Below are 24,117 nucleotides of genomic sequence, written 5' to 3'. Positions count from 1 at the left end.
AGGATGGCAGCGTGTATCCCGGTCATGCGACGTTCCCGGCCCGGATTTCCGGTGCTGTCTCCACCCTTGCCCCGGGGTACTTTGCACTCGTCATGGCCAGTGGCATCATCTCGGTCGGCTTCGAGCTTGAGGGCTTCTCTGCGGTATCCGGCGTCTTTCTCGCCATCTGCATAGGCGCCTACGCGGTACTGGTTGTTGTGAACGTCGTCCGCATCATCGGATTTCGCGGTGAAATCGTCGCTGACTTCATGAACCCGGCGCGTGCGTTCGGTTTCTACACTTTCGTCGCGGGCACCAACGTCCTGGGCGTGCGCCTGGCCATGGCCGAGGCGCCCATGGCGACGGCGACCCTCCTGGTTGTTTCGGGGTCTGCGTGGCTCATACTCGGCTACGTCATTCCCTGGACCGCCGTTCTCGGGCGGACGGAACGCCCTGTGATTAAGGACGCCAACGGGACGTGGTTCATCTGGTGCGTCGCAAGCCAGTCCGTGGCCACAGCCTGCGCCACGCTGGAGCCTCTCGCCGGCACATGGAAGACGGGCCTGGCGCTGCTCGCTGTCCTCTCATGGTCCGTTGGGATCGTCCTCTACGCGGCCGTGGGAATCTTCGTTTCCCTGCGCCTCATGGTCTATCGGATTCAGCCTCAGGACCTGGGTCCGGGATACTTCGTGTCGATGGGCGCCATGGCCATTACCGTCCTTGCAGGTGCGCGCATCCTTGAGATGGCCGATGCCCCCGTAACCAGAGCCGTTCACGGACTCGTCGCTGGCGCCTCCGTAGTCTTCTGGGCCTTCGCCACCTGGCTGCTGCCGGTGCTCATTGCCGCAGGATGCTGGCGGCACCTCATCAACCGTGTTCCGCTCTCCTACGAGTCCGGGCTGTGGAGCATCATCTTCCCCCTCGGCATGTACTCTGTGGCCGGGATCTACCTCGGACGCACGGACCAGCTTCCCGTGGTGTTGGCCATCGGTCAGGCCGAGCTGTGGCTCGCCGCTGCTGCGTACGTGGCGACTTTTGCAGGCATGCTCCACCACCTCTGGCGCACACTCGTTGCCAAGCTTTAACGCCAGCGGGGCAGCCGCCGTCGCACGCTCAGGACTACCCCTCCCGCTGCTGTGTTTCGCGTTTGTGCTCTGCCCGGGCAAGCTGGGCCAGTTGTTCCACAAATCCCGGGAAGTGCGCTTCAAGCTCCTCAGTACGCAGGCCTGTCCACCGCGTGGTCCCTTCCTTGCGGGACAACGTAACACCGGCCTCACGCAGGGTCTTGAGGTGGTGACTCATGGTGGGGAGCGGAATCTGGACTTCTTCGGCGAGCCAGGAGCAGGTCCGTTCCGGTCCGTCCCTGAGGAGCTCCACCACGCGGAGCCTTACCGGGTCAGCTACTGCTCGGAGCATGCCTACGACGCTGATACCGTTCAGGTCCGGGTGATGGAGCTGGGTGGCCATGATTTTCTCTTCCATGAAATGGCTTATACACTGCTATTTTCATAATTATGGAAGATTGATCCTAGCATGCTCGGATTAGTGTGCGCGTACCTCCTCTGATTCACCGCCTGCCTCAACACTGGCCGGCATCTGCTGCGCCGGGATGCCGCGTGCAGGCTGCCTGGAGAAGTAGTTGTTCGTGAGCAGCGCTGCAATAACCAGACCAGCCCCGACAAGAGCAGTCACAGTGGGTTGATATCCGCGGATCATCGCAATGGCGAAGGTAACGACGGGGACGAGGTTCATGAACAGAGTTCCATTGAGCGGTCCCAGCAGACCGATGCCTTTGTTCCATGAGAGAACAGCAACCACTGCAGCGAAGATTATGAGGTAGGCAAGGTGTAACCAGCCGCCCAAAATAGCTCCAAGATCAGGTGCAGTGACGTAGCCAACCCCTGTAGCGATGAGGACTGCAACCAGAATGCTGATGCAGCCGAGCACCGTGGTAACCGTGGTGTACCGCAGGGCGGACCACCCTTTGAACCCGATGGCACCCCGGGTGTACGTCACCCAGCAGACGGCTCCCAAGAGGGCGAGCAGTTCACCCAGTCCGAGTTGGCCACTGAACAGACGGCCATAGTCGCCGTCGGTGATGACAAGCGAAACTCCGGCAAACGCCACCAGGATTGATGCGACAGTGTAGCCGGCAGGCAGTTTCCTCGTAGCCATCGCCCCTACAACCGCCCCAATGGCGGGCATCATCGCCATAATGAGGCTGACGTTGGGCGGGCTCGTATATCGCAAAGCCGTAAAAGCCAGCAGGCCAAATCCAGCGAACCCGGCGCTGCCCAGCAGGAACAACCTGCCCAAGCGACCATCGACGCGGAGCGCACGAAGACCCTCGGCCCGCCAGAGCATCAAAACGAGGAGGGCTGCAGCAATGACATACCTGATCAAAGTCATGTGAAAAGCGTTGACGGTCGAAGCAAGATCGTTGGCGATCGGGAACATGCCACCCCAGATCAGAGGCGGGATGAGGCAGAGGATGAGGCCGCGGGTCGCGGTTGATAACTGCATGCCAGGCCGGCGCATGGTGAAACCCCCCAGTTTCGTAGTAGCAAAATTATGTAATTTTACAAACATGAAAATATTCTAACTGGGAGTCCAATGTCAACTACTTTTTCTTGGGCTGTGAGGAGCCAAGCTTTAACGCCAGCGGGGCAGCCGCCGTCGTAATTGACGGCAACTGCCCCGCAGCAAACAGACGCTTACGACGCCGGGCCGGAACCAACCTCGGACGGCTCGGCTTCAGCGGTGGTCTCGGCGCTGGCCGGGCCGGCCTTCCGGTACCTCCACACGCCGATGGCCACAACGACCGCTGCAAGTGCCAGGGACAGGAAGAGGGATTCGCGGGTGGATTCCAGGATGACCATGCCAATGATGAGTGCCACGATGCTCGCAATGGCAATCCACGTGAGGTACGGGAAGAACCACATCTTGAGCTGGAGGTCCTTCGCGGCAGCGCCCATGCGGCGGCGGAGAACCAGCTGGGAGGCGGCAATGACCAACCACACGAACAGTGCGATGGCACCGGAGGTGTTGACGAGGAACAGGAACACCGTGTCCGGGGCGATGTAATTCAGTCCCACAGTGATGAATCCGACCACTGTGGAGGCCAGGACGGCCGCCGCAGGCACACCGCGCTTGGAAATACGCGTCCAGGACTTCGGAGCATCTCCGCGGCGGGACAGCGAGAACAGCATGCGGCTGGCCGTGTAGAGGCCCGAGTTGAGGCAGGAAAGCACCGAAGTAAGGACAACAATGTCCATGATGGTGCCGGCACCCGGGATGCCATAGAGCTCGATCACTGCAACGTACGGGCTCTTGGCAACGGAAGCGCTGTTCCACGGGAGCAAGGTGACCACAATGGCGATGGAGCCGATGTAGAAGATCAGGATGCGCCACACGGTGGACTTCACGGCCTTCTTGACGGCGTCCACCGGATTCTCGGATTCCCCGGCAGCAATGGTTGCGATCTCCGCGCCAAAGAAGGAGAAGACCACCACGAGGATGCCGGCGAGGACCGCGCCCGGACCACTCGGCATGAAGCCGCCCTGGTCCAGGAGGTTGGTCACTCCCGGTGCAGGAACGCCCGGCATGAAACCGAGAATGGCGACGATTCCTGCAAGCAGGAAGATGACGATTGCCGCGACTTTGATGGACGCGAACCAGAACTCGAACTCACCGTAGGACTTCACTGAACCGAGGTTGGTGAGGGTGAGGAGCACCATGAGTATCAGGGCCCAGATCCACTGATCGACGCCGGGCACCCAGCGGTGCATGATGGCGGCACCGGCAGTGGCTTCGATGCCCAGCACGATGATCCAGAACCAGGCGTAGAGCCAGCCGATGCTGAACCCGGCCCATCGGCCAAGCGCTTTGTCGGCATAGGTGGAGAACGAGCCGGTCTCCGGATTGGCTGCAGCCATTTCGCCCAGCATGCGCATCACCAGGATGACTACCAGGCCCGCGGCGAGGTAGGCCACCAGGATTCCCGGTCCCGCCTGTTGGATAGCTGCGCCCGAGCCCACGAAGAGGCCTGCACCGATGACGCCCGCAATGGCGATCATGGACAGGTGCCGGGGCTTTAGCGATTTGGAAAGTTGTTGGTCAGCGTGCATGGAACGTCGCCGTCCTTTGAGTACTTGGAAGGCCCACGGAGATGTGCAGTGGGCCACTTGGCTTTCCCACACTAGCCACCCCATACCGGGGCTGATGCTGTGCAGACAAACATTTTGACGTCAGCCAAACCGGGAGTATGCACAAAATGTATCGCTTAAAGCATCAAATGTTTCTTATTGAGAACTTTTGAAACCGTCCTGAAACGACCCCTTGAGGCTTTGGGCCGTGGCGGGGGTCACATGGCCGTGGCGAAGAACAGTTCCGTCACCCGGGCCAAGGAGTAGGGATCCTCCACGCCACACAGCTCACGCGCGGAGTGCATCGAAAGCAGCGGAACTCCCACATCAACCGTGCGGATGCCGAGGCGCGTGGCCGTCAACGGACCAATGGTGGAACCGCAGGGGATGTCGTTGTTGGAAACAAACTCCTGGTACGGAACACCCGACTCTGCGCACAACCGGGCCCAAAAAGCTGCGCCGGTGGCATCTGTTGCGTAGCGCTGGTTGGCATTGATCTTCAGCAACGGGCCCCGGTTGAGCAGCGGACGGTTGGCGGGGTCATGGCGCTCGGCGTAGTTCGGGTGGACAGCGTGGCCGGCATCGGCAGAAACACAGAACGACGCCGACAACGCCTGCCGCCGCTGGCTCACCGAAGCCCCGAAACCGTCTGAGATCCGGGTGAGGATGTCCTCCAGGATCGGTCCGCAAGCACCGGAGCGGGAGTTGGAGCCGATTTCCTCATGGTCGAAGGCGGCAAGGACTGCGATGGGTCCGTCGGCAGGCGCCGACCCCGCGTGGGCGATGAGCGCCACCAAACCCGCATGGGTCGACGACAGGTTGTCCAAGCGTCCGGAGGCGAAGAACTCACTATTGACCCCTAAAACCGCAGACGCTTGCGTGTCTGCCACGACGACGTCGTACCCGCCGATCTCCGCAGCATCCACCGAGGCGTCCTTCACGCGCGAGGCGAGCAGGCCCAAAAGATCCTCCCCTGCGGGATCCCCCAGCCCGAAAATCGGGTTCATATGCTGCTGTTTGGACAACGTCAGGCCTTCGTTGACTGCCCGGTCCAGATGGATGGCGAGCTGCGGGAACCGCAGGAGGGGGCCAGTGGCCGTCAGGTGCTGGGTACCGTCACGCATTACCAGGCGGCCGGCAAGCTGCAGCTCCCGGTCCAGCCAGGAATTGAGCAGCGGGCCGCCGTAGACCTCCACGCCCGCCTGCAGCCAACCGAACTTGCCCGTTGTGGGCTTCGGCTTGAGCTTGAAGGATGGGGAATCGGTGTGGGCGCCAAGGATGTTGAACCCCGTGGTGGGACCTGCGTTCTCCGGCGTCACCCAGGCAATCAGGGCGCCGTCCCGGATGACGTAATAGCCGCCCGCGCCCCCGGACCACGGCTCCAGCTCATTCAGCCGCGTAAAGCCGGCTGCGTCCAGGCGGCGGGCCGCTTCATCGACGGCATGGAAGCTCGACGGCGACGCCGAAACGTACTCGCCAAGGTCCTTGATGTGCTCTGCTGCGGAGGCGTTCGTAGGCATGCTCCCGAGTCTATCCGGATCAGTAGTCCGGGTTGCTGGGCACCACGAGCCCGGTTTCGTAGGCGTAGACCACCACCTGCACGCGGTCCCGCAACTGCAGCTTGCTCAGGATACGGCGCACGTGGGTCTTCACTGTTGCCTCGGACAAGAAGAATTTGTGGGCAATCTCGGCGTTGGACAGGCCTTCGGCGATGGTGGTGAGGATCTCCGTTTCGCGCGGAGTCAGCTCATCCAGCAGGGGGTCACGGTGAGCCGGCGTGATCCCTGGCGCGTGTCCCCCGCGGACGTAGGTCTCCAGCAGCCGTTGGGTGATCCTCGGTGCCACCACTGCGTCCCCGCTGGCCACCACCCGAACCGCGTGGACCAGCTCAGCGGGAGCCACGTCCTTCAGGAGGAACGCGGACGCCCCGGCCTGCAGGCCGGAGAAAGCATATTCATCTAGGTCGAAGGTGGTAAGAATGATGACCCTCGCATCAGCACCCGCGGCCGATATGCGCCGGGTGGCTTCGATGCCGTCCATGGCGGGCATACGAACGTCCATGAGAACGACGTCCGGCTGCAGCTCCGCCACCAAGCGGACGGCCTCTGCGCCATCCGATGCCTCGCCCACCACCGTCAGGTCATCTTCGCCCTCAAGGATCAGCCGAAAGCCCATCCTCAGAAGTGGTTGGTCATCCACCAACAGGATCTTGATGGTCCCTTGGCCTGTCAGTTCGTAGTCCCGCATTACTCCCCCTTGTCGCCGTTCCAGTTCAGCTCGGCATGTACCGCCCAGCCGCCGTTCTTGCCAGGTCCGGCCCCGATTTTTCCGGCGTAGATTCCGGCCCGCTCCCGCATGCCTGCAATTCCTTGGCCGGTGCCCAGGCTTCCCTTCGCGTTGCCGTCCCTGGTTCCGCGGCCGTCGTCGAGCACGTCGATGGTGACCAGGTCGCCGTCGCGCGCCACCTGCACGTCCACCCGGCTCAACGACCTTCCGTACCTCAGGACGTTGGTCAGCGATTCCTGGACAATCCGATAGACCGTCAGTTCGAACGCGGGGTCGGCCGGGAGCGCGGGTCCCGTATGAGCATAGTGAAGCGGAAGTCCTGCCGTCCGGAATCCATCCAGCAGCTTGGCAAGGTTGTGTCCCGATTCCAGCGGTGTGAGCGGTGCAGGACGACCGGAATCGTCACGAAGGACGCCCAATACCCTACGCATATCAGCCAAGGCGTTCCGCCCCGTCCTGGATAGTTCGCCAAGCACCTCGCCGGCGCGTTCGGGATCCTTCTTCACCACCACTGCCGCACCGTCGGAAAGGCTCACCATGACCGTGAGCGAGTGTGCCACGACGTCGTGCATCTCGCGGGCGATCCTGTTGCGCTCGGTGACCTTGCCCAGCTGGGTCGTGCGAGCCACCCAGGCGGCGATCTCCGCCTCATGCTCCCGGCGCTCCCGGACCGAAATGCCGATTCCCGTGGCCAGGAGGTTGGACAGCATGATGGTCACGGCCGTGGCGATGTTGTTGATGAGGTGGAAGTTCTCCGGAACCTCCCGGAGCGTGTCCATGTTGCTGGGGCTCGTCCACATGAAGAGGTAGAGCAAGCTCAGGGGAAGGCTGGCCGCGCCCAGCACCACGAAGGCCACGGGACGCTTTCTGGCGGATGCTACGGCGTATAGGGCAAACCAAAGACCCGCCGAGACGTTAGATCCCCAAGGGTTGAGGATGGTAGCCGCGACTTCCAGGAGGGCAACGGCGGCCGCCACATGAATCGGGCTCTGCCGCCGGAACCACAGGGCCAGCGCGATGAGCAGAAGAAACGAGGTGACCAGCCATTTTCCCTCTATTACAGAGGAAATGAGGGTGGGCAGCGCCAAGAGTACGTAGCAGGAGACCACCACGGCATCCATGGCCAGCGGGTGCTCGTAGAAGTAGCGCCGCACCCGTCCGCGGCGGCGCTGGGTGATTTCCGCGAAGGACGCGTCAGCCGTACTGGCCGACGCGTCCTTCCTTTGTGGGACTTCGATCATGAAGAGAGCCTAAACGCCCTAGACGTCCCGCTTCTTGAGCAGAACCATGGCAATTGCCACCGGCACAACAACCCAGGCGGCCAGCACCAGCGCGGCCTGCCACGCTTCCAGCGTGTCCGGGACGTGCTCGACGGCGGTCATCGGGTTGATGGTGCTGGTGGGGAGGTACTTGTTGGCTTCCTTGAAGAAATCGCCGGGGATGAGCTGGAATGCGATGGGAGCCACGAACAACAGGCCGACGAGGCTCATGATGCCACCGGCCGAGTTCCGGACGATCGTTCCCAGGGCCATGCCGATCGCAGCCACGGCGGCCACATAGATGCTGGTCACCAGCAGGAGCTTGACGGACTGAGAGCTGCCAAGGTCCAGCTTGAGGTTGTAGTTATCCACGATTGGCAAGGAAACGAGCCCTGCTACGTACGTGGCAACAGCGGTCAGGAGGAACGCGCTCACCACCACCACAATGAGCTTTGCAAGGAACGGGGAGAGGCGCTTGGGCACGGCCGCGAAGGTGGAACGTGCCATGCCGGTGGTGAATTCCGAGCTCATGAGCAGCACGCCCAGGGAGCCAAGAATGAGCTGGGCGAACGAGACTCCGGACGTCGGAATGCTGACGGCCAGGTCTCCGCCCTGGGCTGCCATCGCGGCGGCCGCTTCAGGATCGCGGGCTGCCTGGTCGGCGAACTGCCCCGTTCCCCAAGCAGCCAAGGCCGCGAAACCGACCATGACCACAGCCGTGGAGGCCAGGAGGACGAGGGTCGAAAGGAGAGTGCGGAACTTGATGAATTCGGAGTTCAGAACCCGGTGGAAAGCCGGTCCTGGACCCACCGGGGTGCGTGTGGGTTTGCTGTCCGTGATTGCGGTGCTCACTAGTTCTTCCCTCCGGCCGAAGCGGGAACCGACGTCCCGGTGTTGATGTGCGAGTGGTACTCCACCTCGTCCTTGGTCAGCTCCATGTAGGCCTCCTCGAGGCTCGCTTGGAGAGGCGTGAGTTCGTAGACCATGACCTGGTTGTCCAACGCGGTGCGTGCGATGGCGCGTGGATCAAGTCCACTGACCTCCAGAAGCTCGCGTTCGTGGACTTCCACCGAAACGCCTTGTCCAGCCAATAGCTGCATGAGGTGCTCAGGCTGATCGGTGCGGACGCGGGTGCGGGCCTGGCCCTTGCCCGTGATGATGTCAGCGATGGGTGCGTCGGCGATGATCTTGCCGCGGCCGATCACTATCAGGTGGTCTGCCGTGAGCGCCATTTCGCTCATGAGGTGGCTGGACAGGAAGACCGTGCGGCCCTCGGACGCCAGGTACTTGACCAGGTTCCTGACCCACACGACGCCTTCGGGGTCCAAGCCGTTCACCGGCTCGTCCAGAATGATCGTCTGGGGATCACCCAACAGCGCGGCGGCGATGCCCAAGCGTTGCCCCATGCCGAGCGAGAAGCCCTTGACCTTCTTCTTGGCAACATCGCCCAGGCCGGTCATCTCAATCACTTCACGCACACGGCTCTTGGGGATGCTGTGGGTTGCTGCCATGGCGAGCAGGTGGTTGTAAGCCGTGCGGCTGGTGTGGACCGCCTTGGCATCCAGCAAGGCGCCAATCTCACGCAGGGGAGCCACATGCTTTTCGAATGGCACGCCGTTCACGGTCACGGAGCCGGACGTGGGCGTGTCCAGTCCCATGATCATGCGCATTGTGGTGGACTTGCCGGCACCGTTCGGGCCGAGGAAGCCCGTTACCCGGCCGGCCTGGACCGTAAAACTGACGCCACCTACGGCTGTTTTTTCGCCGTAGACCTTCGTCAGGCCTTTTGCTTCGATCATGGAAGCGTTCCCTCCCTAGACACGTGTCCGTGCAGATGAGTTGTGAATGTACTTAAACGCTAGTCAGGGAAGAGAAGGAAATCGCCTGTCCCAGGGATGATTCAGGGTCCGGTCAGGGTAGTCCTACCGGATGACCCACCCGGATATCCGGCCGGCTATCCGACCGGGGGAAGCGGCGAGTACACGCGCAGTCCGCTTGTCCGGATCGAGAATTCGGCACTCCGGACGTTGGCCTTCGCCTCACCGTCGACTGCCAGGGCCAGGGGCTGGTCCGCGGCCTCAATCGTGATGCTGCCGGCCTCGGACAGGTGTGTCACCTTGGAGGAGGCCACAGTGCCGGTCACCACTGCCCACAGCAACCGGGCACGGGCGAACGGTTCGTCCGCCGAAATCATCCGCAAGTCCAGGATGCCGTCGTCCAGCACCGGGCGGCGAATGGGCGCATGGTCGGCGGGATAGTAGCGTCCACGGCCCATGTACATGATCCACAGCTTGTGCCTGACGCCGTCCACTCTGAGCGTGGTGGGGGAGTTCACCGCGAAGGTCCGCAGCGATGCCACCAGGCTTGCCAGCGGCTTACCGAGTGCCGGCTGCAACCGTTCACGCCGTCTCACCAGGTTGGGGTAGACACCCACGCTGGCCGTATTGAGCATGGCCAGCTCGATGGTTTCCGGCATCTCCGGCAGACCGCGCTGCACCACCACCCAGCCCAGGTCCACGGAGGCGCCCCAGCCCTTGGTGAGCGCTTCCACGGCATCGTCCATGGAGTTGCTGCCCAGGTCGCGGGCAAAATGGTTGAGTGTTCCGCCCGGCAGGACCAGCAGTGGAAGGGAATGTTCGACGGCGGCAGCCGCCGCAGTGCCTACCGTTCCGTCACCGCCCCATACCCCCAGGGCGACGGCTTCGGGTCTTGACGCCACAGTGCGGACAGCTGCCTCGACGTCTTCTCCCTCAGCGATCTCGTGTATATGCGCCTTGGGGAATAGTTTCTTGAGCAGTTCGCCGGTCTCCGGCGTATAGGACCCTCCCATGGCGTTGACGGCGATCACCAACCCGTCGCCGTCGGCGATTGCCGGAACGTCCGCTGGAGTCCGCCGGGGCGTGGGTTCCGGCGGACGGGCCGGCCACCATTTGCGCGTCAATAAGGCGGCTCCGGCGCCGAGGGCCGAGCCGAAGACAACATCCGAGGGCCAATGGGCGCCGGTGTGGACCCTCGAGTAGGCCACACCGGCAGCCACCGGAGCCAAAGCGAGGCCGATTGCCGGTGAAACGATCCCGGCTCCCACCGCGAAGGCCACTGCCGAGGCGGAATGTCCCGACGGCATCGATGAGCTGGTGGGCTGAGGATTCACGAACCTGAAAACAGGAAGGTGATCGGGTGAGGGCCTGGTGCGCGGCAGGGCGGTCTTGAAAACCAGGTTCGTGACGGCGGACGCGACGCCCAAGGCGAGCAAACCGTGCAGCGCGGCACGGCGCGGCCTGCCGGGAACGGTAGCCATGACTCCGGCAATACCGAACCACAGTTTGCCCTTGGTGGCTGCAGCGGACAGGTAACGGAAGAAGTCATCGTGGTTTCCTTGCCGCTGGCGGGATACGGCCCGCACCAGGAAGTGATCGAATTTCGTCACGTTGTGGGGACCTATGCCCGGAAAGCCTCGCATCAACCCACAGTATCGCCCCGCTCCGGAGTTCGGCGGAGGTTCCCCCCGAATGCCCGGGAAGCTCTGGCTACCATGAAGGCATGCCACGCATATTGGAACCCCGCCACCGGCCAAGCTCGCTGCTCGTTGCACCTGCCGCGCTGTTGTTGACGGCATTCCTGGTGCCTGGACTGTTGATCCTCGCCGGGCAGGGCGAACCGGCGTTCAACGGGGTAGACACCCAGTGGCAGGCCTTGATCTTCACGCTTCATTCGCCGTTCTGGGACCAGGTCAATGCCTTCCTGAACTGGCTCGGTTATGTGGGCGTGCTCATTCTGGAAGTCCTCTTGGTGGCGGTGTTGCTCCTCTGGCGCAGGCCGAAGATGGCCCTCTTCTCCGCCCTCGCGGCGTTGATTGCGTTGGGAGTGACCCAGCTCGCCAAAGCAGTCGTTGGGCGCGATCGCCCTGAAGGCGCAAAGGTCCTGACCGATACTGGTTCATACCCTTCAGGGCATGTATCCGCAACGGCCGTCTTTCTCATGACCCTCGTATTGCTCACAGGCAAGCTGTGGTTCAAGCTTCTGGCCATCGCGGGAATCTTCGTCATGATGGCCAGCCGAACCTATCTCTCCGCCCACTGGCTCAGCGATGTCCTTGGTGGTGCATGCGTGGGCGTGGGCGTGACGCTGCTGCTATGGGTCCCCTTCATGAAGATATGCATCCAGGAGAATCTATCTGCGGTTACTTCTCCTGTTTGGCAGGCAAGGGCTTCGCGACGCCAGCCAGCAGAAGGGCAACCAGAATAGGTGCTCCAATGGCCAGGAGCGCATTGTGGATACCTGTGTGGTCGCCCAGGTAACCCAGCAGGGGAGGACCCGCAAGGAAAGCTACGTAGCCGATAGTCGACACGACGGAAACCCTGGCTGCAGCATGTTTGGGGTCGTCGGCGGCAGCGGACATCCCCATGGGGAAGGCCAGGGCGGCTCCGACGCCCCAAAGGGTTGCGCCGGCTCCAGCCAGAACCACATTGTCCGCCAGGACGAACAGGACCAAGCCGACCGCAGCGGCAGCCATGCTTGCCCGGAGAACGGCCACCCGACCGAACTTGTCGATCACCTTGCCGCCGAGGAAACGCATGAGGGTCATGCCGGCAACGAACAGGGCAAAGAGCAGCGCGCCTCCCCCTTCCGACGTTCCCAGGCCATCGACCGCTGCCTTGGCAATCCAGTCGTTGCCCGCGCCTTCCGTCAGGGTCGCCCCCAGGACCACGACGCCGATGAGCAGCGTCCTGCCGTCCCGCCAGGCTGAAGGTCCGCGCTTGCCGTCAGTGCCGCCGTCGGACGCTCCAACAACTGGCGCGTGCGGCAGGAAGTAGCGCGGCGCCGTCAGCGCCAGTACCAATGCGATGCCTGCAATGACCAGCAGATGCTCAGGCAGGCCCACGCCAAGGTGTGAAAGGCCCGCACCGATGAGCGCGCCAACGAACGCGCCGCCGCTGAAGGCGGCATGGAACTGCGGCATGATGGTGCGCCTGAGCCGGTGTTCGACGTCGGCGCCTTCGATGTTTTGGGCGACGTCCCACAGGCCGATGCCAATGCCGAAGAAGAACAGCGAGACGGCCATCACCGGAACAGAGGCCGCCATGAGGGCAGCGGCAATCCCTACCCCGGCTGCCGCGGCCACCACGCCGGCCATCCGGACCGTGTTGGCTGTCCCGATCCGTCCCACAACCCAGCCCGCCGTTGGCAGCGCCAGGAGGGAACCCACCGCGGTGCAGAGCAGGAGGCTGCCCATCTGTCCGGACGTGAGGCTGAGCGCTTCGGTGACGGCCGGAATGCGGGCAGCCCAACTGGCAAAGACCAGCCCGTTCATGCCGAAGACGAAGAACGTGGCTATTGCGGCCGCGTTCACGTTGGGGACGGTTCGGATGCTGGTGGTCATGCAATCACAACTTCCACAGAGAGTTCGTTGAGCAAGGAATGATCTTCGGGGGCCGGTTCCACGTCGGTAACCAGTACGTCGGCTGAGTCCATCGCAGCCACCAAGGCAAGGGCGCTGGCCCTCCATTTGCTGCCGGAGCCTGCCACTATCACCCTCGACGCTGATTCCAGGCCGGCCCGCTTCACCGCCGCATCATCGAGGTCGTGGGCAAGGAGTCCGTCTTTGAGGTTGAACGCGCACGGCGTGATGACGGCCGTATCAAAACGCAGTGACCGCACGTTGGCTTCAGCCATGGGTCCGCGGAAGGAGAGCTCGCCGGGGACCAGCCGTCCTCCGGGCAGGATCAGCTCAGGACGTCCCCCGGCCAAAGCATCCACACTGTGCAGGGACATGGGCATGACAGTCAGTTGGCGCTTTCCGATGCTGCGGGCAATTTCCGTTGCCGTCGAACCGCTGTCCAACCAGACGTGTTCGCGGTCCTGGAGCAGGGCGTCCACGGCTGCCGCGATCCTGATTTTGCCCTGGTGGTCTTCCAACTCCCGCTGGCCGTAGCCGGGGTTATCGCCCTTGAAGAGGAGGCTACGCGCGCCTCCGTGGACGCGCTTAAGCACTCCGTTGGCGGCGAGGATCTCCAAGTCGCGCCGGATCGTTGCACCGGAAGCACCGCATTCGGCCATCAGTTCATCGACTGTCACAGCCTCGCGGGTTCTTAGCAATTCACCGATCAGGCGGTGGCGGTCGGCTGTTCCCATTTCTTCAGGCTATCAGCTCAGTGAGCAAATGATCACCTAGTGTGATCATTTGCTCATCGATGCTCTATCACATCCCGACACGTCCCCACGATCCTTCTCTCACATCCCGCCCCTTAACCGCCGATGCTCTTGCAGTATCTGCAAGAGCATCGGTCAAAAGGGGGTGGGATGTGGGAGAGGAACCGGACTAGCGGGCGCGGTCCACGCGCTTCTCGTCCCAGACCGGTTCCTCGGATTCGTACACCTTGCCATCGGACCCGAACACCAGGAAGCGGTCGAACGACTTCGCGAACCACCGGTCGTGGGTCACGGCCAGGACAGTCCCCTCGAAAGCGTCAATAGCCCGCTCGAGGGCCTCGCCCGAGTGCAGGTCCAAGTTGTCGGTCGGCTCATCGAGGAGCAGCAGGGTAGCCCCGGAGAGTTGCAGCAGCAGGATCTGGAACCGCGCCTGCTGGCCTCCGGAGAGCGACTCATACTTTTGTTCGGACTGGCCGGCCAAGCCGTAGGAATCCAGCGCACCGGCGGCGGCTTCGCGGGGCAGTCCCGAACGGTGTTCGTCGCCACGGTGCAGGATCTCCAGCAGGGTGCGGCCAAGGAGGTCCGGCCGGACATGCGTTTGTGCGAAGAACCCGGGGCGGATGCGGGCACCCAGCTTCACGGTCCCCTCGTGCGGGACTTCGGCGATGACGACGTCGGACACCGGCAGATGCTCGCGCTCCGGGTCGGTGCCGCCGGTGGCAAGCAAACGAAGGAAGTGGCTCTTGCCTGATCCGTTGGAGCCAAGCACGCCTACACGGTCGCCAAACCAGATCTCCGTGGAGAACGGCTTCATAAGGCCGGTCAGCTCCAGGTTCTCCGCAACCACTGCACGCTTGGCGGTTCGCCCACCTTTCAGCCGCATCCGCACATTCTGCTCAATAGGCAACGCTTCCGGTGGCCCGGCCTCAAGGAACTTGGCCAGGCGCGTCTGCGCAGCCTGGTAGCGATTGGCCATATCCGAGCGGAAGGCGGCCTTGTTCTTGTACATGTTGACGAGTTCCTTGAGCTTGACGTGCTCCTCGTCCCACCGCTTGCGCAGTTCCTCGAACCGTGCGTTCCGGTCTGCCCTGGCTTCCACGTAGGAGGCGAAACCACCGCCGTGGATCCACGCGCTGGCACCGTTGATGCCTGGTTCCAGCGTCACAATGCGTCCTGCAGCGTTGTTGAGCAGCTCGCGGTCGTGGCTGATGAAGAGCACAGTCTTCTTGGATTCGTTGAGCTTGGACTCAAGCCAGCGCTTCCCCGGAACGTCCAGGTAGTTGTCCGGTTCGTCAAGCAGCAGGAGTTCATCCGGCCCGGCGAACAACGCCTCCAGCACCAGCCGCTTCTGCTCGCCGCCGGACAGGGTTGAGGCGCGGCGGAACTGGGCTTTGTCGAAGGAGATCCCCAAAGCAGCCATGCAAACTTCGTCCCACACGGTCTCGACGTCGTAACCACCGGCGTCGCCCCAATCCACAATGGCCTGCGCGTACTTCATCTGGGTGGGCTCGTCGTCCCGCTCCATCATCGCCAGTTCGGCTTCCTCCACCGCTTTGGCAGCTGCGGCGAGGTTGGGTTGGGCCGTGGAGACAAGGAGGTCGCGGACGGTGGACTCGTCGCGCACCTGTCCCACGAACTGGCGCATGATGCCCATATTTCCGGAGCGTCCCACCACGCCCTCGTCGGGAGTGAGATCGCCGGAGATGATCTTGAAGAGCGTCGTTTTGCCGGTTCCGTTGGGACCGATCAGGGCCGTTTTGGTGCCATCAGGGACCTTGAAGGTCACGCCGTTCAGGAGCTGGGTGCCGTCGGAGAGGAAGTAGTCGATGCCGGAAACGTCAATATGGGCCACCGCCCAATCTTCCCACGGCACGGGTTAATGCTCGACGGCGGTGCCTGGCTACGCGCCGCACCGCACCGTCGGCGCAGCGAACCCTGCGGACGGCTGGCTACGCGGCGGGCTTCCGTCGAGCAAAGCCGGGTGCGTGTTCGGGCAGCGGACCAAAGGCCAACATCCGCGCAGGGATCTTACGGAAGAGCGGAAACTTGCGGCTCAGGAAGACCAGCACTCTGGGTGGTTTCGGCTGCTTGCCCGCCATGACCTGGTTGAAGATGGCCCGGTGCATGAGTCGCTGGAACGTTTGCACGATCTCTGTGGGCAGCCAGCGCCTCTTCTGGACCGCTGCGAGGGTGTGGTCATCCAAACTGCCATCCAACAGCGCCGGCGCAAGGATCCTGGCGGCAGCCACCGCATCCTGGACTGCCAGGTTGATTCCCACCCCGCCCGCGGGGGACATTGCATGGGCTGCGTCGCCGATCAGGAGGAGACCGGATTTGTGCCAGGCGGCAAGCCGGTTGAGTTTCACGTCCAGCAGGTGAAGATCGTCCATGGACAGGATCTCGCCCACACGGTCGGAGAGGTCCGGGCGCAACCGCGCGATCCGGCTTCGGAAGGCGTCCACTCCTTCGGCCCGCAACTCCGGGTCCGAGCCCTTGGCTGCCAGATAGGCGATCTGGTGGTAATCCCTGCGGGTCAGGCTGAGCAGGACATCCGAGTCGCCAAAGCGCGGGGAAATGGAGGCCATCCGTTCTATTTCGTCAGGGTCGCGGGAGAGCCTGAACCACCACACATCGAAGGGGACCGGGAACTCCTTGGGGGTCAGGCCCGACTTTGCTCGCAGCACCGATCCCCGGCCGTCGCAGGCAACCGTCAGGGGAGCCTGCAGGTCATGGGTCTCCAAAGTTCCACCGGTGATTGGATCCTTGATGCGGTAGCGCACCCCGGTGACCGCCCCGGAGCCATCCGTCAGCAAGTCCGTCGCCTCGGCATTCATGATGAGCGTGAAGCAGGGTTCCTGCCGGGCGGCATCCACCAGGAAGTTCAAAAGGTCCCATTGCGGCACCATGGCCACGTAGTTGTACGGCTCCTTCAGCAGCCCGAAATCCGCCAACACGAACTCCCCGGAGCCGGCTGGGAGCCGGAAGTTGTCCATCCTGCTTTGCGGGAGTTGCCGGAACCCGTCACCCAGCCCCAACTCATCGAGCAAGCGAAGGGTGGAGGCGTGCACCGTGTCACCGCGGAAGTCCCGGAGGAAATCGGCGTGTTTCTCCAACACGGTGACGTGGACTCCGGCCCTTGCAAGGAGCAAACCCAACACGATGCCGGCCGGACCTCCGCCGACCACAGCGCACTGAGTGGGTTTCTCCATGCCAGCCTCCCGTTAGCCTGCCGCAGTCAGGAATGACTTCAGCAAGGGTCCGCTGGTGGTCGCGCCCAAGCCGCCGTCCTCGACAAATACTGCCACCGCAAGATCTCCGTGAACAGCAACAATCCATGCATGGGTTTTCGGCGGAGCCTCGTTGCCGAACTCAGCCGTTCCGGTCTTCGCGCCCACAGGCGCGCCCGGAACCTGGGCCAGGAACCCGGCGTGCCCGGATGTCACCACGGCCCGCATCATGTCCGAGAGCCCAGCGGCTTCTTCCTTGGTGATCGGGTTGGTGGACGCCGGGGACGGCGCTGTGGTTGCCGTAGCGGAAGCCGACGACGGCGACGCGGTGCCGCCTTCCGCTGGCGCAGCACCGGCGTCGGGGTTCCGGGTTTCCGCATCAGCGGCGTCTGCATTCAACACCAACTGGGGCGAGACCGGGGCTCCGTTGCCCACGGATGCGGCCATCACCGCTGCCGCCAAGGGTGAGAACAGGACCTTGCCCTGGCCGATCATGGACGCCGCGTGTTCGGTGCCTTCAGCTTCGCCGGGCACGGACCCAAGGAATGCGTCCGCACCCAGCTTGGGGGCCTCAACCGCCACACCAAGTGCGGTTGCCGCCGACTCCAGCTGGGCTTGGGTGACGGTATCCCGGGCGTTGATGAATGCCGTGTTGCAGGAGTGTGCAAAGGCATCCCGGAGGGCGACCGAGCCCAAGGAACTTTCCGGGTAACCCTCTGCATTCTTGAAGGTGCGGCCGTCCACGGTGACTGTCGGCGGGCAGTCCACCTTGGAATCCGGCGTAGCACCATTGCGGAACATGGCCAGCGAGTCCACGATCTTAAAGGTTGAACCCGGCGCGTACTGGCCTAGGAAAGCCGTGTTGTAACCGTTGCTGCCGGGACCCGACGCTGCCGCGAGCACAGCCCCGGTGGAAGGCCTGAGGGCAACGATCGCGGACGCCGGTTCAATATTGGCGAGGGTTTCTTCAGCCAGCTGTTGGAGTTTCAGGTCCAGCGTGGTCTTGAGGGTGGTGCCGGCTTCAGCCGGGGTCGAGAAGAGCACTTTGGTGTCCGGGGTCCCGCCTTCCGCTGCGGGTTTGGCGGCAGCAACCACTTCCACGCCGTCCTTGCCGCGCAAAAGGGAGTCGTACTTCTGCTGCAGGCCACCGGTCCCGGTGCTGTCGCCTGCCCGCAAAGCACCGTTCGACTTCTCGATCTGTTCGGCACTGGCCTGTCCCACGGAGCCCAGCAGGGCCCGCGCGAAGGTACGCGTCGGTGCCAGCGCCATGGAATCGGCGATGCTCGCGCCGCCGGGGATTGCCTTGATCTTCGCCTCGGTGATGTCTGCCGTGTAGGCCCGGAGCACGATTCCTTCAACGAACGCCTGCGGTCCGGAAGCGGCAACCTGCTTCGCATATTCTTCAACGTCCAAGCCGAGCAAGGCAGCCATGGCGCGGGCCGAGGCATCGGATTGGTCCTCGGAAACCTTGGTTTTGTCGATCCCTACACGGAAAACCGGCCGGTCCTCAACGATCGGCGTGTCACCGGCACCCAGAATCCCGCCGCGTTGGGCCGGAACCGTCTTGGCGGACAACGTCTCTCCGTCTGTCAGTTCAGGCGCCAGGAGCCCGGGGTTCCACTGAACGGCCCACTTGTCCCCGTCCTTCTTAAGGGAGGCCTCCAGGCTGTACTCCCATTGAGCGGACCCGATGTTCCAGCTGTAATTCAAAGGGACGGTTGCGGTGTCTCCGTCGAGCTTCACCTCGCCGGACTGGACCGAAGGTTTCGCACCGAGGCCCTGGAACACCGCCTTAAGTTCGTCATTCGCCGCCGCGGCGTCCTTGCCCTGAACGGCGAGCTGACCGACGTCGAGCGCTTCCAGCGACGAAGCCAGCTGCTTGGCGGCGTTCTCGGCACCCTCACGGCCATCGCCGCAGGCTGTCAAAGAGCCGGCCATCATCAGCGCAGCGAGTCCCAAGACCAGATTCCTAAGTTTCCCCATTTGCGTCATTATGCCGGGTTCCACTGACAGTTTCCCGTCCCGACCACACATCGGACGGTCGCACGTGCCTACTGGCCCCTGATGATCCTTTGCTTGGTTGCGGCGGCGATTGCGGCTGTCCGGTTGTCCACTCCGAGCTTGGCGTAGATGTGCACCAAGTGGGTTTTTACCGTGGCCTCGGAGATGAACAGTTGCTTCGCCAGGGCACGGTTGCTCATACCTGTGGCCAGCAGTTCAAGCAGTTCGACTTCCCTGCCGCTCAGCGCCGGCGAAGGATTCCGGATGCGGCCCATGAGCCGGGCGGCAACCTCCGGGGCCAAGGCGGTTTCGCCCGACGCGGCAGCCAGCACGGCTTGCCGGATCTGTTCGGGTGGCGCGTCCTTCAGCATGTAGCCGCTTGCGCCCGCCTCCACTGCGGCGAGGATGTCCGCATCGGTGTCGTAGGTGGTGAGGATGAGGACAGGCGGCGGCGGACTTCCGCCTTCGCCGGCCCTGATTTTTCCCGTTGCAGTGACGCCGTCCATTCCCGAACCCATTTGCAGGTCCATGAGCACCAGCTGCACGGGTTCGCCCAGGGTGTTCAATCTGGTCAACTCAGCCAGCGCGGCGGCGCCATCAGCCGCTTCGGCCACCACGGCTACCCCGGGGAAGTCGGCCAGCATGGCGCGCAATCCTGCCCTGACAACCGGGTGGTCATCCACCAACAAGACCCTTATGTCCTTCATGCCGGATCCTTCCCTCGAAGTGGCAGCCGGATGGCCACCACCGTCCCTTCTCCCGGCGACGACTCAACGTCCAAGCTGCCGTTGAGTGCGGTTACCCGCTCCCGCAGGCCGGAAAGCCCGACGCCGGTTCCGTCACCGCGCGCCGTACCGGCCGCCGTCGTGGGGTCGAAACCTACGCCATCGTCGAAAACGTCCAGTGTCACCTCCGTGCCCGGATCCGCGTCGAGGAAAGACAAGGTGACGACGGCGGAGCGGGCGTGGGCGTGTGCCCACACGTTTGCGAGGGAAGCCTGGGCGGCCCGGAGCAGGGTGGTCTGATAGGCGTTGGGCAGTTCTGCCGGCGTACCCACCAACTCGAACCGGCACCGAAGATCCGCTCCGCGGGCAGCGGCTTCAGTCTCCGTCTTCATGCAAAGTCGCCGGAGAGTGTCCACCAACCCCGACTCCGCGAGGTCCGGGGAGCGAAGGCCCCGCACGAAGTTGCGGGCTTCGGCCAGGTTGGTGGAAGCCGTCTCTTGAACCGTCCTGAGCCGCTCCCGGGCAACGTCTACATTGCCCTCGGTCAAGGCCTTCTCTGCTGATCGGCCCATGAGGACAATGCTGGAGAAGCCCTGCGCCAAAGTGTCGTGAATTTCGCGCGCCAGCCGTTCCCTCTCACCAACCATGCCGGCCTCGTGCTGGGTCCGGGCGAGTTCGGCGCGGGTCCGCCTAAGTTCTTCCGCCACACGCCGTTGGCTTTCTGCCTCGTGGAACAGGGCCCGATACGCCATCCCGGTGACCACGGCGAAGCCGGCCCCGAACACCGGCCCCAGAACCATGGCCGGCTGCAGCCCGCCGTCGGCAGTCCCCTGGCCGTGGAACCAGAGGGCACCCACCAACAGCGCGGTAGTAGCCGCAATTGACAGCAGCGCGGCGGAACGAGGCAGGAGGTGCAACTGCAGGAAGAACAGCGGGAAGGCAACCCAGGCGAAGTCGCCGCTCACCAGCAGGAGCAGGAGCCACAGAAGCATGACGGCGCCAAGCCACCACCCTGCGTAGGGCGAGGGATCAAAAGCTTCGGCTGAGTTGGCGTGGCGCTTTTCGAGGACCGTCCCGGTCAAGTAGACGACTACAAGCACAGTGGAAAGTGCCAAGCCGGCTGTGAGGGCGAGCTGCGGTACGCCGGGTCCTGCCAGCAGCCGGACCAAGGCGACCAGCAGCAGAACCGCGAAGCCCACGTGAAGGCTCACCCGAAGCACGCGGAGAATCGCCGTAGTCGGGGTATCGCGTTCCTGGAGCTGCACGTCTTCCAGCGTATCTTCGGGCCGTGGCGGGAACGGGGGAATGTGGCGGATTCGCACCCGAATCAACCTTTCGGTTGATTCGCCCTTCAACCCAACGATTCCCGTCGTTCAACCCTGTTCCCGATGGAATGGCGGGCGTGAAACGGAAAAGTTGGGAGTGCCGGGACAGGCCCGGACCAATACGAAGGAATCACATGTTTCTTGCCATCCGCGACATCCGTTTCGCGAAAGGCCGCTTCGCTCTCATGGGCGGCGTGGTGGCCCTCATAACGCTCCTGCTCGTCATGTTGTCCGGGTTGACTGCCGGCCTGGGCAACCAATCCACATCGGCCATTGCCGCGTTGCCTGTGCAACAGATCGTGTTCGGCGCGCCCGCAGGCAGCCAACCCACGTTGTCCTATACGGAATCCGAAGTGTCCAGTGACCAGCTCCAGTCGTGGCGCGGAAGGCCGGGCGTCTCCTCGGTCCACGAACTCGGCATCAGCCAAACCCGCTTCCAGTCGGTCAACGGAAACGGGGAGCCGAGTGGCACTGCCAACGTGGCAGTTTTCGGCGGAGACCTGGTGGATGTGGATGACGGGACAGCGGTTGTCAGCGAGAGTGTGGCCAAGGAACTGAACGTACAGCCGGGGAGCCGCGTTCGCCTCGCCGGCAACACGCTCGTGGTATCAGACGTTGTGGAGGACCAGTGGTACTCACACACTCCGGTCGTCTGGACCACGCTGTCCGACTGGCGCACCATTTCGCACTCCGCACCTGATACGGCAACCGTCCTGGGTGTGAAGTCCGACGCCGGAACCTCCTTGGACATCCAAGGCGCCAACGCGGCGGCCGGGACGGTCAGCAGCGACGTCCAGGGATCTTTGCAGGCCCTGGGTTCCTACAAGAGCGAAAACGGCTCACTCATGCTGATGCAGGCATTTCTTTACGGCATCTCGGCATTGGTGATCATGGCTTTCCTGACCGTGTGGACCGTACAGCGGACCCGGGACATCGCCGTTCTCCGGGCTCTTGGAGGATCAACCGGTTACGTCCTGCGTGATGCGTTGGCCCAGGCCGCAATTGTGCTGTGTGCCGGGGCTGGTGCGGGCGGATTGCTGGGGTTGATCGGCGGTACGGCTGCCGCACAAGCTGCGCCCTTCCTGATTACCCCGTTGACCACTCTGCTTCCCGTGACGGGCATCGTCGTCCTGGGATTGGCCGGAGCGGTCCTGGCCGTTGGACGCGTCACCAAGGTCGATCCATTGCTTGCCCTCGGCGGCAACTAATTCATTCCACGAAAGGTATATGTCCAATGTCAGCCCTTGGCCTTGTCAACGTCTCGCTGGAGTACGCGGACGGTTCTTCCACCCTTAGAGCACTCGACCACGTGGACCTCACTGTTGCCCAGGGGGAGTTCCTCTCCGTGGTTGGACCTTCCGGCTCTGGGAAGTCATCGCTGCTTGCCGTCGCTTCCACGCTCATCGTGCCGACGCATGGCGTCGTCATCATCGACGGCGAAGATGTCACCGCAATCACGCCGGCGCAACGCACCGTGCTGCGGCGTGAAAAGGTTGGCATCGTCTTCCAGCAACCCAACCTCCTGCCGTCGCTGACCGCCGTCGAGCAGTTGCTGATGCGCGAGCATCTGCGGGGAAAGGCCGGCGCAGGAGAACAGCGCAAAGCGCGGGAGCTCCTGGACACGGTTGGCCTCGGTTCAGTCCTGGACAAGCGTCCCCATCAGCTCTCCGGCGGGCAGCGTCAACGGGTCAACATTGCCCGGGCGCTCATGCGGAACCCCTCCGTCCTCCTTGTCGACGAACCCACCGCCGCGCTGGACCACCAGCGGAGTGAGTCGATCGTCCGGTTGCTCAGAAGAATTACGGACGAGTTCGCAACAGCGACCGTGATGGTCACCCACGACACCGAGTTCCTTCCGCTGACCGATGCGGTGGCCGTGATGCGGGACGGGCGCCTCAGCCGCGAACGCATCCCTTCCACGCAGTTGAGTTAGCCTCCTGCCGAGCCCAGCACCGCTTTGTCCTGCTCCTCGTCATAGGCATCGCGTGCTTCGAGGATGGCCGGAACGTGACTCTCGGCCCACTCCCGCAGCATCCTCAGCGGTTCAAGGAGGGAGGCGCCCATCTCGGTGAGTTCGTAATCCACGCGTGGTGGCACTTGGGCGTGGATGGTCCGGGTGATCAGCCCGTCCCTCTCCAAAGTCCGAAGTGTCTGGGTCAGCACCTTGGGCGTCACCACGTTGACTATCTTCCGCAACTCGGAGAAACGGACCGGGCCGTCGCCCAGGACCTGGATGACCAACGAAGCCCACTTGTCCCCGATCCGTTGGAGGATCACCCGGGACGGGCAGTTGGGATCGAAGACGTTTGCCGGCAGTTTGGAGGTATCCACGAGGTAACTAGGTTCCTTTGAAGCTATCAGTATCAGAAAGATACTTTTGGTTCATAACCAGCTTAGCAACCGAGGAGAGCTATGAAAATCGCAGTATATGGCGCAAGCGGAATGGTCGGCAGCGAAATCGTCAAGGAGTCCCTCAGCCGTGGCCATGACGTCACGGCCATCTCGCGCAGTGGCACTGAAGTCCCAGGAGCCACATCCAAGGCCGCCGACCAAGCTGACAGCCAGACATTTTCCACAGTAGCCAAAGACCACGACGTCGTTGTGCTGGCGACGGGCCCCAGCCGCACCGGCGGTGACCACGCCGAGTGGCTCAAGGCCATGTCCACCGCCTACAGCAACGCCGAGGGCACCCGCCTGATGATCGTGGGCGGTGCCGGCACGCTAGAGGTGAACGGAGTCCGCCTGCTCGACTCTCCTGAGTTCCCCGAAGCCTACAAAGCCGAGGCCACTACCGCAGCGAAAGCACTGGAGGTAGTCCGTGAGGCACCGGAAGAGCTCGACTGGACCGTCCTTGCTCCCGCCCCGGTGATCCAGCCGGGAGAACGCACGGGCGAATACAAGGTGGCCAAGGATACACCGGCCGGAGCGTCCATCTCCTCGCAGGATTACGCAGTAGCGATGCTGGACGAGATCGAGTCGCCGCGCCACCGCCGCACCCGGTTCACCGCAGCAAACTAACC

Annotated in this window: 22 protein-coding genes; 5 read left to right on the top strand and 17 right to left on the bottom strand. The window is 63.3% G+C overall.

Annotated elements, in window-relative coordinates; translation table 11 throughout:
- The first annotated feature begins 11 nt into the window (after positions 1-11).
- Positions 12-1,064: a tellurite resistance/C4-dicarboxylate transporter family protein gene (locus tag OCL88_RS04860; protein ID WP_264961788.1), complete on the top strand. Its 1,053-nt coding sequence runs from the start codon at positions 12-14 to the stop codon at positions 1,062-1,064.
- 34 nt (positions 1,065-1,098) lie between these two features.
- On the opposite strand, the gene OCL88_RS04855 is transcribed toward OCL88_RS04860, so the two are convergent.
- From OCL88_RS04855 to OCL88_RS04815, 9 genes are all read right to left on the bottom strand, one after another.
- Positions 1,099-1,461, bottom strand: coding sequence for an ArsR/SmtB family transcription factor (locus OCL88_RS04855; RefSeq protein WP_264961787.1), 363 nt, complete (start codon positions 1,459-1,461; stop codon positions 1,099-1,101).
- A 60-nt stretch (positions 1,462-1,521) separates the two neighbouring features.
- Positions 1,522-2,502: a DMT family transporter gene (locus OCL88_RS04850; protein WP_264961786.1), complete on the bottom strand. Its 981-nt coding sequence runs from the start codon at positions 2,500-2,502 to the stop codon at positions 1,522-1,524.
- 191 nt (positions 2,503-2,693) lie between these two features.
- The gene (locus tag OCL88_RS04845; protein ID WP_166186226.1) at positions 2,694-4,106 is read right to left on the bottom strand and encodes an amino acid permease; all 1,413 of its coding nucleotides are present in this window, start codon (positions 4,104-4,106) and stop codon (positions 2,694-2,696) included.
- Positions 4,107-4,342: 236 nt separating this feature from the next.
- Complete coding sequence (locus OCL88_RS04840) at positions 4,343-5,644, bottom strand: M18 family aminopeptidase (protein ID WP_264961785.1); 1,302 nt, start codon at positions 5,642-5,644, stop codon at positions 4,343-4,345.
- 19 nt (positions 5,645-5,663) lie between these two features.
- Entirely contained in the window at positions 5,664-6,371 is a 708-nt protein-coding gene (locus tag OCL88_RS04835; RefSeq protein ID WP_193592432.1) for a response regulator, read from the bottom strand.
- On the bottom strand, positions 6,371-7,651 hold the full coding sequence (locus OCL88_RS04830; protein WP_264961784.1) for a sensor histidine kinase: 1,281 nt from the start codon (positions 7,649-7,651) through the stop codon (positions 6,371-6,373). Before OCL88_RS04830 ends, OCL88_RS04835 begins: the two co-directional genes overlap by 1 nt.
- Before the next feature lie 18 nt (positions 7,652-7,669).
- The gene (locus OCL88_RS04825; protein ID WP_264961783.1) at positions 7,670-8,521 is read right to left on the bottom strand and encodes an ABC transporter permease; all 852 of its coding nucleotides are present in this window, start codon (positions 8,519-8,521) and stop codon (positions 7,670-7,672) included.
- On the bottom strand, positions 8,521-9,468 hold the full coding sequence (locus OCL88_RS04820; protein ID WP_062098882.1) for an ABC transporter ATP-binding protein: 948 nt from the start codon (positions 9,466-9,468) through the stop codon (positions 8,521-8,523). The genes OCL88_RS04825 and OCL88_RS04820 overlap by 1 nt, the downstream gene beginning before the upstream one ends.
- Before the next feature lie 155 nt (positions 9,469-9,623).
- The gene (locus tag OCL88_RS04815) at positions 9,624-11,129 is read right to left on the bottom strand and encodes a bifunctional phosphatase PAP2/diacylglycerol kinase family protein (RefSeq protein WP_264961782.1); all 1,506 of its coding nucleotides are present in this window, start codon (positions 11,127-11,129) and stop codon (positions 9,624-9,626) included.
- A gap of 80 nt (positions 11,130-11,209) precedes the next feature.
- Between OCL88_RS04815 and OCL88_RS04810 the strand changes: the two genes are divergently transcribed.
- Entirely contained in the window at positions 11,210-11,914 is a 705-nt protein-coding gene (locus tag OCL88_RS04810) for a phosphatase PAP2 family protein (RefSeq protein ID WP_264961781.1), read from the top strand.
- Here the strand turns inward: OCL88_RS04810 and OCL88_RS04805 are convergent.
- The 7 genes from OCL88_RS04805 to OCL88_RS04775 form a co-directional block, all read right to left on the bottom strand.
- Entirely contained in the window at positions 11,850-13,049 is a 1,200-nt protein-coding gene (locus tag OCL88_RS04805; RefSeq protein WP_264961780.1) for an MFS transporter, read from the bottom strand. The genes OCL88_RS04810 and OCL88_RS04805 overlap by 65 nt on opposite strands.
- Positions 13,046-13,801 carry a DeoR/GlpR family DNA-binding transcription regulator gene (locus tag OCL88_RS04800; RefSeq protein WP_264961779.1) on the bottom strand — a complete coding sequence of 252 codons (756 nt, stop codon included), beginning with the start codon at positions 13,799-13,801 and terminating at the stop codon, positions 13,046-13,048. The genes OCL88_RS04805 and OCL88_RS04800 overlap by 4 nt, the downstream gene beginning before the upstream one ends.
- 187 nt (positions 13,802-13,988) lie before the next feature.
- Positions 13,989-15,671 (bottom strand): ABC-F family ATP-binding cassette domain-containing protein, encoded by a 1,683-nt coding sequence (locus tag OCL88_RS04795; protein WP_021473140.1) that lies wholly within the window; start codon positions 15,669-15,671, stop codon positions 13,989-13,991.
- 97 nt (positions 15,672-15,768) lie between these two features.
- Positions 15,769-17,028: an FAD-dependent oxidoreductase gene (locus OCL88_RS04790; protein WP_264961778.1), complete on the bottom strand. Its 1,260-nt coding sequence runs from the start codon at positions 17,026-17,028 to the stop codon at positions 15,769-15,771.
- Between the two features lie 12 nt (positions 17,029-17,040).
- Positions 17,041-19,029: a penicillin-binding transpeptidase domain-containing protein gene (locus OCL88_RS04785; RefSeq protein WP_166186236.1), complete on the bottom strand. Its 1,989-nt coding sequence runs from the start codon at positions 19,027-19,029 to the stop codon at positions 17,041-17,043.
- Positions 19,030-19,097: 68 nt separating this feature from the next.
- Positions 19,098-19,754 carry a response regulator gene (locus OCL88_RS04780; RefSeq protein WP_021473143.1) on the bottom strand — a complete coding sequence of 219 codons (657 nt, stop codon included), beginning with the start codon at positions 19,752-19,754 and terminating at the stop codon, positions 19,098-19,100.
- On the bottom strand, positions 19,751-21,037 hold the full coding sequence (locus OCL88_RS04775) for a sensor histidine kinase (RefSeq protein ID WP_264961777.1): 1,287 nt from the start codon (positions 21,035-21,037) through the stop codon (positions 19,751-19,753). Before OCL88_RS04775 ends, OCL88_RS04780 begins: the two co-directional genes overlap by 4 nt.
- Positions 21,038-21,231: 194 nt before the next feature.
- On the opposite strand from OCL88_RS04775, the gene OCL88_RS04770 reads away from it, so the two are divergent.
- A complete protein-coding gene (locus tag OCL88_RS04770; RefSeq protein ID WP_264961776.1) occupies positions 21,232-22,305 on the top strand; it encodes an ABC transporter permease in 1,074 nt (357 codons plus the stop codon).
- Positions 22,306-22,331: 26 nt separating this feature from the next.
- Entirely contained in the window at positions 22,332-23,030 is a 699-nt protein-coding gene (locus OCL88_RS04765; protein WP_264961775.1) for an ABC transporter ATP-binding protein, read from the top strand.
- Here the strand turns inward: OCL88_RS04765 and OCL88_RS04760 are convergent.
- On the bottom strand, positions 23,027-23,428 hold the full coding sequence (locus OCL88_RS04760; protein WP_264961774.1) for a winged helix-turn-helix transcriptional regulator: 402 nt from the start codon (positions 23,426-23,428) through the stop codon (positions 23,027-23,029). The genes OCL88_RS04765 and OCL88_RS04760 overlap by 4 nt on opposite strands.
- Before the next feature lie 81 nt (positions 23,429-23,509).
- Between OCL88_RS04760 and OCL88_RS04755 the strand changes: the two genes are divergently transcribed.
- Positions 23,510-24,115 (top strand): NAD(P)-dependent oxidoreductase, encoded by a 606-nt coding sequence (locus OCL88_RS04755; RefSeq protein WP_264961773.1) that lies wholly within the window; start codon positions 23,510-23,512, stop codon positions 24,113-24,115.
- Positions 24,116-24,117 lie beyond the last annotated feature (2 nt).

This window comes from Paenarthrobacter sp. PAE-2, assembly GCF_026013155.1.
Classification (GTDB): Bacteria; Actinomycetota; Actinomycetes; order Actinomycetales; family Micrococcaceae; genus Arthrobacter; species Arthrobacter ureafaciens.
This window is presented reverse-complemented; position numbering and strand designations above follow the sequence as displayed.

Bases quoted from the DNA above. Each gene is read 5' to 3' on its own strand.
- OCL88_RS04855 (WP_264961787.1), bottom strand. From the start codon at position 1,461: ATGGAAGAGAAAATCATGGCCACCCAGCTCCATCACCCGGACCTGAAC.
- OCL88_RS04850 (WP_264961786.1), bottom strand. From the start codon at position 2,502: ATGCAGTTATCAACCGCGACCCGCGGCCTCATCCTCTGCCTCATCCCG.
- OCL88_RS04845 (WP_166186226.1), bottom strand. From the start codon at position 4,106: ATGCACGCTGACCAACAACTTTCCAAATCGCTAAAGCCCCGGCACCTG.
- OCL88_RS04840 (WP_264961785.1), bottom strand. From the start codon at position 5,644: ATGCCTACGAACGCCTCCGCAGCAGAGCACATCAAGGACCTTGGCGAG.
- OCL88_RS04835 (WP_193592432.1), bottom strand. From the start codon at position 6,371: ATGCGGGACTACGAACTGACAGGCCAAGGGACCATCAAGATCCTGTTG.
- OCL88_RS04830 (WP_264961784.1), bottom strand. From the start codon at position 7,651: ATGATCGAAGTCCCACAAAGGAAGGACGCGTCGGCCAGTACGGCTGAC.
- OCL88_RS04820 (WP_062098882.1), bottom strand. From the start codon at position 9,468: ATGATCGAAGCAAAAGGCCTGACGAAGGTCTACGGCGAAAAAACAGCC.
- OCL88_RS04815 (WP_264961782.1), bottom strand. From the start codon at position 11,129: ATGCGAGGCTTTCCGGGCATAGGTCCCCACAACGTGACGAAATTCGAT.
- OCL88_RS04810 (WP_264961781.1), top strand. From the start codon at position 11,210: ATGCCACGCATATTGGAACCCCGCCACCGGCCAAGCTCGCTGCTCGTT.
- OCL88_RS04805 (WP_264961780.1), bottom strand. From the start codon at position 13,049: ATGACCACCAGCATCCGAACCGTCCCCAACGTGAACGCGGCCGCAATA.
- OCL88_RS04800 (WP_264961779.1), bottom strand. From the start codon at position 13,801: ATGGGAACAGCCGACCGCCACCGCCTGATCGGTGAATTGCTAAGAACC.
- OCL88_RS04790 (WP_264961778.1), bottom strand. From the start codon at position 17,028: ATGGAGAAACCCACTCAGTGCGCTGTGGTCGGCGGAGGTCCGGCCGGC.
- OCL88_RS04785 (WP_166186236.1), bottom strand. From the start codon at position 19,029: ATGGGGAAACTTAGGAATCTGGTCTTGGGACTCGCTGCGCTGATGATG.
- OCL88_RS04780 (WP_021473143.1), bottom strand. From the start codon at position 19,754: ATGAAGGACATAAGGGTCTTGTTGGTGGATGACCACCCGGTTGTCAGG.
- OCL88_RS04770 (WP_264961776.1), top strand. From the start codon at position 21,232: ATGTTTCTTGCCATCCGCGACATCCGTTTCGCGAAAGGCCGCTTCGCT.
- OCL88_RS04765 (WP_264961775.1), top strand. From the start codon at position 22,332: ATGTCAGCCCTTGGCCTTGTCAACGTCTCGCTGGAGTACGCGGACGGT.
- OCL88_RS04755 (WP_264961773.1), top strand. From the start codon at position 23,510: ATGAAAATCGCAGTATATGGCGCAAGCGGAATGGTCGGCAGCGAAATC.